Annotated in this window: 8 protein-coding genes; 7 read left to right on the top strand and 1 reads right to left on the bottom strand. The window is 72.1% G+C overall.

Annotated features, from left to right (window positions below):
• Positions 1 to 176: 176 nt before the first annotated feature.
• Positions 177 to 1,883 (top strand): glycerol-3-phosphate dehydrogenase/oxidase, encoded by a 1,707-nt coding sequence (locus OG456_RS14790; RefSeq protein ID WP_266561091.1) that lies wholly within the window; start codon positions 177 to 179, stop codon positions 1,881 to 1,883.
• Positions 1,884 to 2,057: 174 nt separating this feature from the next.
• Here the strand turns inward: OG456_RS14790 and OG456_RS14785 are convergent, their stop codons facing one another.
• Entirely contained in the window at positions 2,058 to 3,101 is a 1,044-nt protein-coding gene (locus tag OG456_RS14785) for a serine hydrolase (RefSeq protein WP_266561090.1), read from the bottom strand.
• 114 nt (positions 3,102 to 3,215) lie between these two features.
• Between OG456_RS14785 and OG456_RS14780 the strand changes: the two genes are divergently transcribed.
• The 6 genes from OG456_RS14780 (at position 3,216) to OG456_RS14755 (ending at position 14,970) form a co-directional block, all read left to right on the top strand.
• Positions 3,216 to 5,300 (top strand): serine/threonine-protein kinase, encoded by a 2,085-nt coding sequence (locus OG456_RS14780; protein ID WP_266561088.1) that lies wholly within the window; start codon positions 3,216 to 3,218, stop codon positions 5,298 to 5,300.
• A gap of 129 nt (positions 5,301 to 5,429) precedes the next feature.
• Positions 5,430 to 7,952 carry a protein kinase gene (locus tag OG456_RS14775; protein WP_266561086.1) on the top strand — a complete coding sequence of 841 codons (2,523 nt, stop codon included), beginning with the start codon at positions 5,430 to 5,432 and terminating at the stop codon, positions 7,950 to 7,952.
• Positions 7,953 to 8,177: 225 nt separating this feature from the next.
• Positions 8,178 to 9,743: a serine/threonine-protein kinase gene (locus OG456_RS14770; RefSeq protein WP_266569251.1), complete on the top strand. Its 1,566-nt coding sequence runs from the start codon at positions 8,178 to 8,180 to the stop codon at positions 9,741 to 9,743.
• Between the two features lie 100 nt (positions 9,744 to 9,843).
• The gene (locus OG456_RS14765) at positions 9,844 to 11,436 is read left to right on the top strand and encodes a serine/threonine-protein kinase (protein WP_266561084.1); all 1,593 of its coding nucleotides are present in this window, start codon (positions 9,844 to 9,846) and stop codon (positions 11,434 to 11,436) included.
• Between the two features lie 70 nt (positions 11,437 to 11,506).
• Entirely contained in the window at positions 11,507 to 13,213 is a 1,707-nt protein-coding gene (locus tag OG456_RS14760; RefSeq protein WP_266561082.1) for a serine/threonine-protein kinase, read from the top strand.
• Positions 13,214 to 13,341: 128 nt separating this feature from the next.
• Positions 13,342 to 14,970, top strand: a complete 1,629-nt coding sequence (locus OG456_RS14755; protein WP_266561080.1) for a succinic semialdehyde dehydrogenase — start codon at positions 13,342 to 13,344, stop codon at positions 14,968 to 14,970.
• Positions 14,971 to 14,985 lie beyond the last annotated feature (15 nt).

The following is a 14,985-nucleotide window of genomic DNA, read 5'->3' as shown; positions in this document are numbered from 1 at the left end:
GTATTGCGCGGCCGGGAATCCGGGAGTGTTGTCCACAGCCTGCGGGTGAGTGGTGGCTGAAGTTCGGCCCGGCGGTCAGAATCGGTGCATGGGTGATGCGAGCCGGGGCGCATCAGACAGTGACACCGGTGGGACCGACTGGACCGACGCCGACTGACCGACAGCGGGAGGTAGCAGTGAGGGCAGCGACACTGGGACCGGCGGAGCGTGCCGAGGCGCTCGCGGGAATGGCCGAGCGGGAGCTGGACATCCTGGTCGTGGGCGCGGGGGTGGTCGGCGCGGGCACCGCGCTCGACGCCGCGACCCGAGGTCTGTCCACCGGCCTGGTCGAGGCGCGGGACTGGGCCTCCGGCACATCGAGCCGGTCGAGCAAGCTGATCCACGGCGGGCTCCGGTATCTCGAGATGCTCGACTTCGCACTCGTGCGTGAGGCGCTGAAGGAGCGCGGGCTGCTCCTGGAGCGGCTCGCCCCGCACCTCGTGAAGCCGGTGCCGTTCCTGTATCCCCTCCAGCACAAGGGCTGGGAGCGGCTGTACGCGGGCTCGGGCGTCGCCCTGTACGACGCGATGTCGATGGCGCGCGGGCATGGGCGCGGGCTGCCCATGCACCGCCATCTGAGCCGGCGTCACGCGCTGCGGGTCGCGCCCGCGCTCAAGAAGGACGCGCTCGTCGGCGCCTTGCAGTACTACGACGCGCAGATGGACGACGCGCGGTATGTGGCGACGCTGGTGCGCACGGCCGCGATGTACGGGGCGAAGGTCGCCAACAGGGCGCGTGTGACCGGGTTTCTGCGGGAGGGCGAGCGCGTCGTCGGCGCCCGCGTCGAGGACGTCGAGGGCGGCGGGGAGTACGAGATCCGTGCCCGCCAGATCGTGAACGCGACGGGCGTGTGGACGGACGACACCCAGGCGATGGTGGGCGAGCGGGGCCAGTTCCACGTACGCGCGTCCAAGGGCATCCACCTCGTCGTGCCCAAGGACCGGATCAACTCGACGACCGGGCTCATCCTGCGCACCGAGAAGAGCGTCTTGTTCGTGATCCCGTGGGGGCGTCACTGGATCGTGGGCACCACGGACACGGAATGGGACCTCGACAAGGCGCACCCCGCGGCCTCCAGCGCCGACATCGACTATCTGCTCGAGCATGTGAACTCGGTGCTCGCGGTACCCCTCACGCGCGACGACGTCCAGGGGGTCTACGCGGGCCTGCGGCCCCTGCTCGCCGGTGAGTCCGACGCCACGAGCAAGCTCTCGCGCGAGCACACGGTGGCGCACCCCGTGCCGGGGCTCGTCGTCGTGGCGGGCGGCAAGTACACGACGTACCGGGTCATGGCCAAGGACGCCGTCGACGAGGCGGTGCACGGGCTCGACCAGCGGGTCGCCGACTGCGTCACCGACGACATTCCGCTGATCGGGGCCGAGGGCTACCACGCGCTGTGGAACGCGCGGGCGAGGATCGCCGCGCGGACCGGGCTCCATGTGGTGCGGGTGGAGCATCTGCTCAACCGGTACGGGTCGTTGGCGGAGGAGGTGCTCGACCTGGTGGCCGCCGACCCCGGGCTCGGCGCGCCCCTCACCGGCGCCGACGACTATCTGCGGGCCGAGGTCGTGTACGCCGCCTCGCACGAGGGGGCGCGGCATCTCGACGACGTGCTGACGCGGCGCACGCGGATCTCGATCGAGACGTTCGACCGGGGGACGCGGTGTGCGCGTGAGGCGGCGGAGCTGATGGCTCCGGTGCTCGGCTGGGACAAGGACCAGATCGAGCGGGAGGTGGAGCACTACGAGAAGCGGGTGCAGGCCGAGCGGGAGTCTCAGCGTCAACCGGATGACCTCTCGGCCGATGCGGCGCGACTGGGGGCGCCGGATATCGTGCCGCTGTGATGGGGTGCGCCGGGGTTGCGCTGGGGGCTGTGCCCCCAGGCCCCCTTCGCCCTGCGGGCTCGTCCTCAGACGCCGGACGGGCTGGAAGGGTGTGTGCTCGGCCTCAGGTGCCGGGCAGGGGCAAAGGGTGCGCTCTGCCTCAGCCGCCGGGCAGGGTGAACGGTGTGCTCGGCCTCAGGTGCCGGATCGGCTGAATGGCTGACAGAACTCTGCTGTCAGTAGGCGGCGTTCCAGTTCTGGGGTGTTCTTCGCGGTGTCTGTGTTGGTGCGGAACGTGACGACTCTTGACGCCGTTCTCGTTGCCTCCGTGCGGACGTAGCTGCCCTCGATTCGTCCGTTGTGGCCCCATATCGTCGTTCCGCAGGGGAGCTTCGTGGGGTAGAGGCCCATGCCGTAGCGGCCTTGTGCGGTGCGGGTGTTGAGCATTGTGCGGAGTTGGTCCGGGGGGAGGAGGCGGCCCTTCAGGAGGGCCGTGTAGAAGCGGTTCAGGTCGGTGAGGGTGGAGATCAGTTCGCCTGCGGCGCCGGCCACGCGGGGGTTCAGAGTGGTTACGTCGTCGCCTGTCGCGTCGTACGCGCGGCCGTGTGGCGTGGGCAGCGTGGTGCGGGTGCCGGGGAACGACGTGCCGGTGAGGTGGAGCGGTTCGATGATGCGGCGGCGGGCCTCGGTCGCGTACGAGTGGCCCGTGACCTGGCCTATGACCATGCCCAGTACGACGTAGTTGGTGTTCGAGTACGACCAGTGGCCGCGAGGGCTCGGAGGGTCGGCCTCGGCCAGTTGTACGGCCGTTCTGGGGGATACCGGGATGGTGCCGTGCGTGCGCGCCGTGAAGTCGGGCAGGCCACTGGTGTGGGTGAGAAGCGAGTGGAGGGAGACGGCATGGTCACGCAGTAGGCCGGGGAGGTGGTCGTCCACCGTGTCCGAGAGGCGCAGGCGGTGTTCGGCGGCGAGTTGCAGCACGACCGTCGCGATGAACGACTTCGTGATGCTCCCGGCTCGGAAGTGGTCGGTGCGGCGGATCGTGGGGCCGGTGCGTACGAAGCGCGTCGTCCCGCCCTCGCGGGCGAGCAGCGCCGCGGCGGGGGCCTTGCCCTCCGTGACCAGCAACGGAAGAGTGGCGTCCGTGGCCGGGGTCGCGAGCGTCGTGGAACTGCCCGGAAACATACAGAAGAGGGTCGCTGCCAGGGGTATCGCCAGCAGTGTCCGAAGTGCGGGCATGGCGGTCCCTCCGTGTGTGCGGTCCATCATGCGGGACGGCCGACCCTGGGCGTGGAGTGGTCCCCGGGTAAGGGACAATGAAGGCTCTGTCAGGGCGGGTTGCAGAGGGGACGCATGTCGGAGGCGGAGCAGGCGGGCACAGCTCGTCAGGACAAGAGTGCACGTCTCCTCGCCGGGCGCTACCGGCTGGGAGAAGTCCTCGGCCGCGGCGGCATGGGCACCGTGTGGCGGGCGAAGGACGAGACGCTCGGCCGGACGGTCGCCGTCAAGGAACTGCGGTTCCCGTCGAGCATCGACGACGAGGAGAAGCGGCGCCTGATCACGCGAACGTTGCGTGAGGCGAAGGCGATCGCGCGGATCCGGAACAACAGCGCGGTGACGGTCTACGACGTGGTCGACGAGGACGACCGGCCGTGGATCGTGATGGAACTCGTCGAGGGCAAGTCCCTCGCGGAGCAGATCCGCGAGGACGGCCTGCTGGAACCGCGGCGCGCCGCCGAGGTCGGGCTCGCGATCCTCGACGTGCTGCGCGCTGCGCACCGCGAGGGCATCCTGCACCGCGACGTGAAGCCGTCGAACGTGCTGATCGCCGAGGACGGGCGCGTCGTCCTCACGGACTTCGGCATCGCCCAGGTCGAGGGCGACCCCTCGATCACGTCCACCGGCATGCTCGTCGGCGCGCCCTCGTACATCTCGCCGGAGCGGGCGCGCGGGCACAAGCCCGGCCCCGCCGCCGACCTGTGGTCGCTCGGCGGACTGCTGTACGCGTCGGTGGAGGGCGTTCCTCCGTACGACAAGGGGTCCGCCATCGCGACCCTGACGGCCGTCATGACCGAGCCGGTCGACCCGCCCAAGAACGCGGGGCCGCTGGAGAAGGTCATCTACGGGCTGCTCGCCAAGGACCCGGAGCAGCGGCTCGACGACGCCGGGGCGCGGGCCCTCCTCAACGACGTCCTGCACGCTCCCGAGCCCAAGGACGAGGAACCTGAACCGGTCGACGCGACCAAGGTCGTGCCGCTGCCGCCCATTCCCGAGCAGACACCCAAGGCGCCCAAGGCGCCCAAGGTGCGCTTCGGTAAGGGAAGTTCGCCGGGGGTTGCCGCGGGGTCCGGGGCTTCGGCTGCTTCCGTGAGCCCCGCGGACGCCGGTGACGGCACCGGCGCGGGTAAGAGGGGCGAGGAAGCCGCCGAGAAGCTGCGCGGTGCGCTGCGGTCGGTGCGGAAAGCCGCTGCCGCGGCCACCGCTGCGACGGCGGCCGGTGCGGCCGGCAAGAGTGGCGGGGCCGCGTCCGGCGGTACGGAGGAGGCATCCGCGCATCCCGCGGCCGGGCAGGGCGGTTCGGGTGTTCCGGCGCAGCCCGCCGGGCCGCCGCGTACGCCGGCGACCAGGGCCTCGCTCACGGACGTGGTCCCGCGGCGCACCCTCGTGATCGTCGCGGTGCTCGTCGCGCTCGCCGTGATCGGCACCGTCATCGGTATCGCGTTCAGCGGTGGCGACGACGGCGGTTCCGCCAAGGGCGGCGACAAGTCCGCCTCCGCGGGAGCGACCGGAGGCGGCGGCGGAGGCAGCGGTAGCGGTAGCGGTAGCAAGGACAAGGGCAGCGGGTCCGGCGGCGGCAACGACGCGGCTCAGGACGGCGGCAAGGGCTCCGACAAGGGCCAGGGCTCCGGCTCGGACACCGACAAGGGCGGCGACAAGGACAGCGACGCCGGCCAGGGCGCGTCGCCCGGCAGCACCAGCGGCGGCAGCGGGGTCCCGGGCGGCAGCGGCGCAGCCTCGACGTACAAGCACGACCAGGGCTTCTCCATCGGCCTCCCGAAGGGCTGGAAGTACAGCTCGACGAGCGCGGCGGGGGCCCGCTTCACGGGTCCCGACGGGCAGAAGCTGCTCGTCGGCTGGACGACGACACCCAAGTCGAACCCGGTCCAGGACTGGCGCAACCAGGAGCAGTACATGCGCCGCTCCCAGTACGACCGGATACGCATAGCGGCCGTCGACTTCCGCGGCTGGAACACGGCGGACTGGGAGTTCACGTACGTCGACGGGGGCACCAAGTACCGCTCGATCGACCGCGGTTTCGTGGTCAACAGCGGTCTCGGGTACGGCCTGATGTACACGGCCAAGGCCGCCGACTGGGACGGTGCGCAGCGCAAGGCCGCCTGGCAGACGTTCACCAAGACGTTCAAGCCGAAGTCCTGAGCCTGAAAGGGGTCCGACACGTATCGTGAGTGCCTGCGGACCGTGCGCAGCCGTATCGGTACGCATCACTGCGCACAACAGGGCGCAGAACGAGCGGAATTGACCACCGGGCGGACAGGGGGACGCGTCGTGGAGGACTATGCCGGCCGAGTGCTCGCCGACCGCTACCGCCTGCCGCTGTCGCCGGCCGACGCGTACGAGTTCGCCCAGACGCGGGCGTTCGACACCTACAGTGGCCAGGAAGTCCTGGTCAGGCAGGTGCCGTTACCCGAAGTCGTCGAGGCCGAGGTGCTCGACACCGGAGGGCTCCCGGACGGGTTCGTACCGCGTGAGTCGCGTGGCCGGCGCGAGCGGGGGGACGCGGCGCGGACCACGCGGAGGCCGACGGACCCAGCGGTGCGCCGTGCCATCGAGGCCGCGCAGGCCGCCGCCCAGATACCCGATCACCCAAGGCTCGACCAGGTCTTCGACGTGTTCGCCGAGGGCGGTTCGCTGTGGATCGTCAGCGAGGTCGTCTCCGCGCGCCCGCTCGCCGCGCTGCTCGCCGAGGAGCCGCTGTCCCCGTACCGGGCGGCCGAGGTCGCGTCCGACGTCCTCACCGCGCTGCGCGCGCTGCACGCCCACGGCTGGGTCCACCGGAACATCACCGCCCGCACGGTCCTCGTGTGCGACGACGGCCGGATCGTGCTGACCGGACTCGCTGCCGGTGCGGCGGAGGAGGCGCTGTGCGGCTATGACCCGACGCCGGCGCCTCCCGCCGCTCCGGCACCCCCGGCCCCACAGGAGCCGCAGCCCTCGGCGCCCGCGCCCCCCTACACGCCTCCCGCTGCTCTTGCTCCCGCGCCGTCCCGGCCCGCCGCTCTTGAGGCCGGGAGTGACCCGCGGGCCGCGCGCGCGGGGGCGATAGCCGCGTACCGGGCGGGTGCGCGGGCCGCCGCGCGCGGGGGTGTGGACACGGACGGGACGCCGGGGCCGCCGCGGCGCGGGCCGGGCGCGGAGCGCGGGGGCGAGTCCGGCACCGGTGCGAAGGACGGCGGTGCGCACAGCGGCGGCGCGGAGCCCGGCCGGATCGACGACCCCTACGGCGTACGCGGCTCCGCCGAGCGTCCCTGGCACGGGGCGGTCCCGCGGCCCGGCATGGAGCGGCCCGAGCCGGGCGCTCCCACCCCCGGGACTCCCGACCCCGCGCCCGGAGCGCCCGGGTCCACGCGTTGGGACCAGCTCATCCCCGCGCAGCAGCAGGCGGCCCCGGCGGCCGGTCGCGGGCCCACCACCGCCCTCGCCGCCGACCGTGCGCGGCAGGCGCGGATGACCGTCGTCGGGCCCGTCACCGAGCGCTGGGCGCCTGAGCAGGCGGGGCCCGTCCACGAGAACTGGCAGCTGGCCGCTCCGATCGGCCCTGCCACCGACCTGTGGGCCCTCGGGGCCCTCCTGTTCCGCGCGGTCCAGGGGCATGCCCCGTACCCGGAGGAGAACACCGGCGAGCTGGTGCAGATGGTGTGCGCCGAGCCTCCCGCGTTCGCCGAGGAGTGCGGGCCCCTGCGGCCCGTCGTCGAATCGCTGCTGCGTCAGGACCCCACGGAGCGGCTCGACTTCGAGGAGCTGCGGGGGTGGCTCAGGTCGCTGGTGCGGTCCGCGCCCGAGCCGGAGGCGGGCACGAACATCGTGGCCGCGCCGCCCTTCGACGCCACGCGGCTGCCGGTCGTACGGCGCCGGGGCGAGCTCGTGCGCAGGCGTCGCCGGCGCTTCGCCGCCCAGGCCGGGACCGGGGCCGGGCACGCACGGCACAAGCGGGCCAAGGCGCATCCGCAGCGGTCGGAGCCTCGCACGCGGCCGGAGCCTCGCACGCGGCCGGAGCGGGGCTCGCCGGAGCGTCGCACCCAGGCGGATCGGCAGCCCAGGAAGCCCCGTTCGCTCGGCCGCACCCTGCTCGTTCTCGTACTGCTCGGCCTGGCCGCCGCGGTCGCGTACGCCGTGGTCTTCATGCCGAAGGCCGAGCCGAGCGGCGGCACGCCGGGCGGCGGCGCGAAGGACCACGCGGGCGCCACCGGCGGAGGCCGGCCCGCGCCCGAGGGCGGCAGGTCCACGCCGGCGCCTTCGGCGGGCGAATCCGCCGAGGGCCAGGGGAAGAACGGCGGCAAGAGTTCGTCGACCCCGGCCGCCACCGATCCGCAGACCGACTCGTCCGAACCCGAGGTCGCGCAGGGCTTCACCCTGCGCAAGGACCCCGAAGGGTTCCGCGTCGCCGTCGCCAAGGGCTGGAACCGGCAGGGCAGGAACGGACAGGGGCAGGTCCTCTACACGCACGGCGACTTCGAGCTCGTCGTCGTCCCGGGCCGCGACAGCACGTCCGCGTACGGCAGCGATCCGATGACGTACCAGCGGGAGAAGGAACGCGAGTTGCAGCCGTTCCGCGACTCGACGTGGGCGACGTCCAGCGGGATGCGCCGGATCGACGTGGGCGGGCGGGCCATGGCCGAGGGCCAGTTCACCTGGCAGAACTCGGCGGGCCGTGAGACGTACGTACGCAACCTCGCGATGATCGTGGGCGGCCGCTACCACGTGGTGCAGCTGCGGGGCCCCGAGGCCGAGCGCGACGAAGTGACGCGCCTGTACGAGCAGGCCTCGGCGACGTATCAGAGCACGGGCTGACGTATCGGAGCACGGGCTGATACAACGCCAGACGTCGTACCGGCGTACTGAATACGCCTAGTTGATGGCCTGTCGGCTCCCATCCGGACAGGCGACAAGCGTCACAGTGCGGTCTCCGTGCACCCCCGCCGGTTCCCTGTGCCTGGGCCGCTCCCTAATGTGGCTCTGTCAAGGCCATGAGCGGCCGTGGCACGACCAATGCGCCTGCGGGGGAACGTGAATCAGATGCAGGGCCTGCTCCTCGCGGGCCGCTATCGACTCGGTGACTCGATCGGGCGCGGCGGCATGGGCCGGGTGTGGCGCGCGCACGACGAAGTGCTGCACCGTGCCGTGGCCGTAAAGGAACTGACGGCGGCCCAGTACGTGCAGGAGGCCGACCGCGCCGTGCTGCTCGCGCGGACACAGACGGAGGCGCGGGCCGCCGCGCGGATCAACCACCCGGCGGTCGTCACCGTCCACGACGTGCTGGAGCACGACGACCGGCCGTGGATCGTGATGGAACTCGTCGACGGTCCCTCGCTCGCGGACGCCGTGAAGGAGTCGGGCCGCATCCTGCCGCGCGAGGCCGCCCGCATAGGCCTGTGGACGCTGCGGGCGCTGCGCGCCGCGCACGCGGCCGGGGTGCTGCACCGCGACGTGAAGCCGGGCAACGTCCTGCTCGCCCTCGACGGACGGGTGCTGCTCACGGACTTCGGCATCGCCCAGGTCGAGGGAGACTCGACGATCACGCGGACCGGGGAGATAGTCGGCTCGGTCGACTATCTGGCGCCCGAGCGGGTCAGTGGCGCGGCGCCCGGACCCGCGTCCGACCTGTGGGCGCTCGGTGCCACGCTGTTCACGGCCGTCGAGGGGAAGTCCCCGTTCCGGCGCACGTCGCCGATCAGCACGATGCAGGCCGTCGTCGAGGACGAGCCGGGCGAACTCATGCACGCGGACGCCCTCGCGCCCGTCATTCAGGCGCTGCTGCGCAAGGACCCGGCCGCGCGTCCGTCCGCCGACGAGGCCGAGTCGATGCTCGCCGAGGCCGCCGAGGGGCGGCGGTCCAGCGCGGCGCAGGCCTACGTGCCCACGCAGGTGCACGCCGCGGCGCCGCCGACACCCCCGGAGGAGTCGACTGCGATAGGCGTGCATCACGCCGCCATGCCGGCGGTCCCCGCGGCCGCTCGCCGCAAGTGGCCGCGTGTCGTCGCCGTGGCGCTGGCGGCCGCGCTCGTAGGCGGCGGTGGGATGTTCGCCGCGAACCACTACCTGAGTCACCGGACCTCGTCGAACACGAACTCAGGCGAGGGCAACGCCGCGGGTACCTCGTCGGGTTCCGGAAGCGGCGGGCACAAGGCCGGGAGCATTCCGGACAACTGGGTCCGCATCGACGATGTCGAGGGCTACAGCCTCATGCTCCCGAAGGGCTGGAAGCGGCAGGCGGACGGCTCCCAGGTCGACTACACGCCGGACGGCGGCGCCCACTTCGTACGGATCGCGGTCGACAAGTCCCCTGACTGGCCCGACTCGTACCACCACCAGCTGGACCTGGAGCGACAGGTCACGAAGCTGCCCGACTACCAGCAGGTCAACCTGCAGCCCAACACCTACCGAGACCGGTCGGGATCCCTGTGGGAGTTCACCTGGACCGCGGGTGACAAGGACACGACGTCGGGCCCGCGGCACGCCATCGAGCAGACGTACGTCGAGAACGACGGCACCGAGTACGCCATCTATCTGTCCGTGCCGTCGGCCGACTGGGACGAGGCGCGGCAGCAGTTCGACGCGATCCTGCGGAGCTGGCAACCGTAGGCACCCGTGGTGTGCGGGCGGCCGCCTGCGGTTTCGTTGATCCCTTGACGGCCCGGAGCACGCCCCTCCGGGGCCCGTTCCGTGCGGCATGATGGAACGCATGGGGACCGAGGGGGAGGACAACGTCCGTGTGATCGCCGGGCGTTACCGACTGGAGGCGCGCATCGGCCGGGGCGGAATGGGCGTCGTGTGGCGCGCCTCAGACCAGCTGCTCGGGCGGCGCGTCGCGGTCAAGGAACTCGTGCTCGACGAGACGCTCTCCGCCGACGAGGCCCGCCGCCAGAAGGACCGCACCCTGCGCGAGGCCCGCGCGGTCGCCCAGCTCAGCCACCCGAACGTCATCGTCGTCCACGACGTCGTGGAGCACGGCGAACGCCCTTACATCGTCATGGAGTTGATCGAGGGCGGCTCACTCGCCGACCGGCTCTCGCGGACCGGGCCCGTCGACGCGCGGGAGGCGGCCCGGATCGGGATCGCGCTGCTCGGCGCGCTGCGGGTCGCGCACGCGGCGGGGGTGCTGCACCGGGATCTGAAGCCGGCGAACGTGCTCGTCGAGGCGGGCAGTGAGCGCGTCGTGCTCACGGACTTCGGGATCGCGCAGGTCAGCGGCGCGACGACGCTCACCGAGACGGGTTCCTTCGTCGGTTCGCCCGAGTACACGGCGCCCGAGCGCATGGCAGGGGAGCGGACCGGGCCCGAGTCGGACCTGTGGTCGCTCGGCGCGATGCTGTGCGCCGCCCTGACGGGCGAATCACCGTTCCGGCGCGACTCGCTGGGCGGGATCATGCACGCCGTGGTGGTCGGCGAGATCAATCCGCCCGCCGAGGCCGAGCCGCTGCTGCCCGTCGTACGAGGCCTCCTTGAGCGCGATCCGGCGCTCAGGCTCGGCCTGGACGAGGCCGACCGGCTCCTTCGCGCGTACGTCGCCACGGGTACGACGCCGCGGGCCGTGGCCGGTTACACGCCCACTGCCCGGAACACCCCCACGTCGCCCGCTCCGGCGCCCACGCAGAAGCGTTCACCCCGCGCCGTTCTCGCCGCCGCCGCGCTCGTCGCCGCGATGGCCGGGGCCGGGGTCTCCGCGGCCGCGCTCCTCGTGAACGGCGGCGACGGCGGTGGCACCCACCGCCCCACGGCGTCCGCGCCGGGCCCCACGGGCGACACGGCGTCCCCCTCGGACTCGGCCCCGGAGCCCCGCCCGACGGTCACGGTCACGGAGCAGCAGACCGGCACGCGTCCCGCGTCCCCCGCCGGTTACCGCACGGCCGTCGACCCGGAGGGGTTCTCCCTGGCCGTGCCGGACGACTTCAGCCGCAAGCCCGACGGACCCCGGATCTTCTACATGTCGCCGGGCGACACGTTCAGGATCGGCATCAAGGCGGCCGCCCCCGACCCGGGCGGGCCCGGCGCGGTGCAGCGCCGCTCCGACGCGAAGGGGCCCGCCAACAACCCGGGCTACCGCGACGGTTCCGTCACCGACACCACCCACGGCGGCCGGCCGGCCGCGCTCTGGCGGTTCACGTGGAACGGCTTCAGCACGGCGGAGGGCGCGCGGCACACGTACGACCTGTGCTGGGAGCAGGACGGCCGGATGTACGACGTGTGGGTGTCGGCGCCGGTCGGGCGGATCACGGAGGCCAAGCGGTACTTCGACACGGCGGTCGCCACCTTCGTGCCGTCCGGGGGCGGTTGAGGCATCGGGGCGGTCACAACTGCGTGACCGGAGTGGATCCGGAGGCGTCCCGCACGGTAGGCATGGGGGCATGAGTAACAACGGGGGACCCGCCTACGGCCCGAACGATCCGACGAGCTTCGGACTCCGGCCGCCGCAGCAGCCGCACACGCCTCAGCAGGGGAACCCGTACGCCCAGGAGCCCCCGGCGCCGCAGCAGCCCCCCACCGCCTATCCGCGGCCGCAGCCCTCGCACCAGCCGCCGCCCACCCAGGTCGTGCCGCCGCGGCAGAGCGCGGAGTCCGAGCCGGGAGCGGGGCGCCTCATCGGCGGGCGCTACCGGCTCCTGAGCAAGCTCGGGCACGGCGGCATGGGCACCGTGTGGCGCGCCAAGGACGAGACGGTGGACCGTGAGGTGGCGGTCAAGGAGCCGCGCGTCCCCGACCATCTGCCGGAGCGCGAGCGGACCACCGTCTTCGAGCGGATGCGGCGCGAGGCGCGTGCGGCGGCCCGGCTCGACCATCCGGCCGTGGTCAACGTCCACGATGTCGCCGTCGAGGACGGACAGCCGTGGATCGTCATGGAGTTCGTGCAGGGGCGCACGCTCGGCGACGCGCTCCAGGAGGGCACGCTCGGCGCCCGCGACGCTGCCAGGATCGGCCTCGAAGTGCTCGGCGCCCTTGAGGCCGCGCACGCCGCGGGCGTCCTGCACCGCGACGTGAAGCCCGACAACGTGATGCTGGGCCGCCACGACCGTGTGGTCCTCACCGACTTCGGCATCGCCCAGATCGAGGGCGAGACCAATCTGACGGACACCGGCGGCTTCGTCGGTTCACCCGAGTTCATCGCCCCGGAGCGCGTCCTCGGGCAGCGCCCGGGCCCCGCCTCCGACCTGTGGTCCCTCGGCGTCGTCCTGTACGCGGCCACGGAGGGCGTCTCGCCGTTCCGCCGCAACAACACGCCGGCGACGCTCCAGTCCGTGATCAACGCGACCCCGGCGGCGCCCGCCGCGGCCCAGGGCCCGCTCGCCGAGGCCATCAACGGCCTGCTCGCCAAGGACCCGGCCCGGCGCCCGAACGCGGCGCGCGTGCGGGACCTCCTGGAGCGCGCGGGCAACCCGCCGCAGCAGCCGCCCACCCAGGTCGTCCAGCTCGCTGGCCCCGGCGGCAAGGGCGTCAGCCTCAGCCGCAGGGCGCTGCTCGGCGTCGGCGCGGCGGTCGTCGCGGCGGCGGTGGTGGCGTACCTGGTGATCGCGAAACCGTTCGCGGGGCCGCTGCCGGACGGGTGGCAGGACCATCAGGAGAAGACGCTCGCGGCGACGTTCGCGGCGCCGCCGGAGTATGTGCGGTTCCAGGCGGACAACAGCATCACCAAGACCGATCACTGGGTCTCCTTCCGGGATCCGAGCTACGCGGTCTCGATCACGCTCTCTCTCACGAAGCAGTCCGAGGACAGCCTGAACGCGATCGCGAGCTCCGCGTCCGCGCAGGCCTACAAGGACTCCGACGAGATCAACAAGGGCGACAACTCGAAGATGGCGGACAAGCCCGCTCCCCACAGCAGGACTGCCAAGACCACGTACAGCGACCGCGAGTCCGCCGAGAACACCATCACCTACACGGATGACACGGACTCCGATGCCCCCAAGCCGCGCGAGGCGAAGGTCTTCTACTACAAGACCAGGTCGGGCAACATGTACCAGCTCTGGATCGACTACCCGGGCAAGGGCGACTTCCTCGACCGCGGGCGTGAGGTGGCGAAGACGGCGATCGCCAACCTGGATATCCAGAAACTGTGACCGTCGCACGCCGACAACCCGCTGATCAGGGGCTTTGTTGCCAGCGATCGCTGGCGGCGTGTGAGTGCTTGGTGAAACCTCGTTACCCGTGGGTACCCAAAACGTTGACGGGCGCTTACGCTCGCGCCATGACGGACTCGCAGGCCATCTCCAAGGACCGTACGGACAGGACCGGCACGAACCCGGTCGCCCCCGCCCCGCAGGGCGCGCGCACCGCGGCCGACGTGGTGACGCCCGAGCTGGTCGCCCAGCTCACCAAGGGTGTGGCCGGCTCAGGTCGCACCGCCAACCACACGCCGTTCACCGGCGAGAAGCTGGCGGACCTGCCCGAGTCCACGCCCGAGGACGTCGCGAAGGCCTTCGAGCGGGCCCGCGCCGCGCAGGCCGTCTGGGCGAAGGTGCCCGCGCGGCAGCGCGCCGCCGTGCTGCTCCGCTTCCACGACCTGGTGCTCGCCCGCCAGGCCGAGGTCCTCGACCTGATCCAGCTGGAGACCGGCAAGGCGCGCCTGCACGCGCACGAAGAGGTCCAGGCCGTCGCCGTCGCGGCCCGCCACTACGGCCGCAAGGCCTCCGCCTATCTGAAGCCGAAGCGGCACACGGGCGCCGTCCCGACCCTCACCAAGGTCACCGAGCTGCGCCAGCCGCGCGGTGTCGTGGGCCAGATCGCGCCGTGGAACTACCCGTTCGAGCTGTCGGTCGGCGACGCGCTCCCCGCGTTCGTGTCCGGCAACGCCGTCGTCATGAAGCCCGACACGGAGACCTGCCTGACGGCGCTGTGGGCGCGTGACCTGCTCATCGAGGCGGGGCTGCCCGCCGAGGTCTTCCAGGTCGTCCTCGGTGAAGGCCCGGTCGTGGGGCCCGAGTTGGTCAAGCACGCCGACTATGTCTCGTTCACCGGCTCCACCCGTACGGGCCGCGAGGTCGCCCAGGGCGCCGCCGCGCGCCTCGTCGGCGTCTCGCTCGAACTCGGCGGCAAGAACGCGATGCTGGTCCTCGAGGACGCCGACATCGACAAGGCGGCGGCCGGCGCGGTCCGCGCCTGCTTCTCCTCCGCGGGCCAGCTCTGCATCTCCATCGAGCGGCTCTACGTCCACGAGTCGATCGCCGACGCGTTCGTCGAGCGGTTCGCCACGCGCACCAAGGCGATGCGGCTGGGCAAGTCCCTCGCGTACGGCGCCGACATGGGATCCCTCGTCGGCGAGCGGCAGTTGGAGACGGTGACGCGGCACGTCGACGAGGCCGTCGCCAAGGGCGCGAAGCTCGTGGCCGGTGGCGTCGCGCGCCCCGACATCGGCCCGTACTTCTTCGAGCCGACCATCCTCGACGGCGTCGAGGCGCCGATGGCCGTCTGCAACGAGGAGACCTTCGGCCCGGTCGTCTCCATCTACCGCTTCACGGACGAGGACGAGGTCATCGACCTCGCCAACGGGACGCCGTACGGCCTGAATTCCTCGGTCTGGACGAAGGACGCGAAGCGCGGCCACGTCGTCGCCTCCCGGCTGCGCACCGGCACGGTGAACATCAACGAGGGCTACGCGCCTGCGTACGGCAGCGTCCAGTCGCCGATGGGCGGCATGAAGGACTCGGGCCTCGGCCGCCGCCACGGTTCCGAGGGCATCCTCAAGTACACCGAGGCGCAGACAGTCGCGCACCAGCGGATCATGCCGATGGCGCCGTCGTTCGGGATGACCGACGAGAAGTACGCCGCGTTCATGAGCCGCAGCCTGAAGGCGATGAAGACCTTCCGTCTTCGTTAGAGCACCACCCGTTCT

Source organism: Streptomyces sp. NBC_01446, from assembly GCF_026340095.1.
Lineage (GTDB): Bacteria > Actinomycetota > Actinomycetes > Streptomycetales > Streptomycetaceae > Streptomyces > Streptomyces aureus.
This window is presented reverse-complemented; position numbering and strand designations above follow the sequence as displayed.

Bases quoted from the DNA above. Each gene is read 5' to 3' on its own strand.
- OG456_RS14785 (WP_266561090.1), bottom strand. From the start codon at position 3,101: ATGCCCGCACTTCGGACACTGCTGGCGATACCCCTGGCAGCGACCCTC.
- OG456_RS14780 (WP_266561088.1), top strand. From the start codon at position 3,216: ATGTCGGAGGCGGAGCAGGCGGGCACAGCTCGTCAGGACAAGAGTGCA.
- OG456_RS14770 (WP_266569251.1), top strand. From the start codon at position 8,178: ATGCAGGGCCTGCTCCTCGCGGGCCGCTATCGACTCGGTGACTCGATC.
- OG456_RS14765 (WP_266561084.1), top strand. From the start codon at position 9,844: ATGGGGACCGAGGGGGAGGACAACGTCCGTGTGATCGCCGGGCGTTAC.
- OG456_RS14760 (WP_266561082.1), top strand. From the start codon at position 11,507: ATGAGTAACAACGGGGGACCCGCCTACGGCCCGAACGATCCGACGAGC.
- OG456_RS14755 (WP_266561080.1), top strand. From the start codon at position 13,342: ATGACGGACTCGCAGGCCATCTCCAAGGACCGTACGGACAGGACCGGC.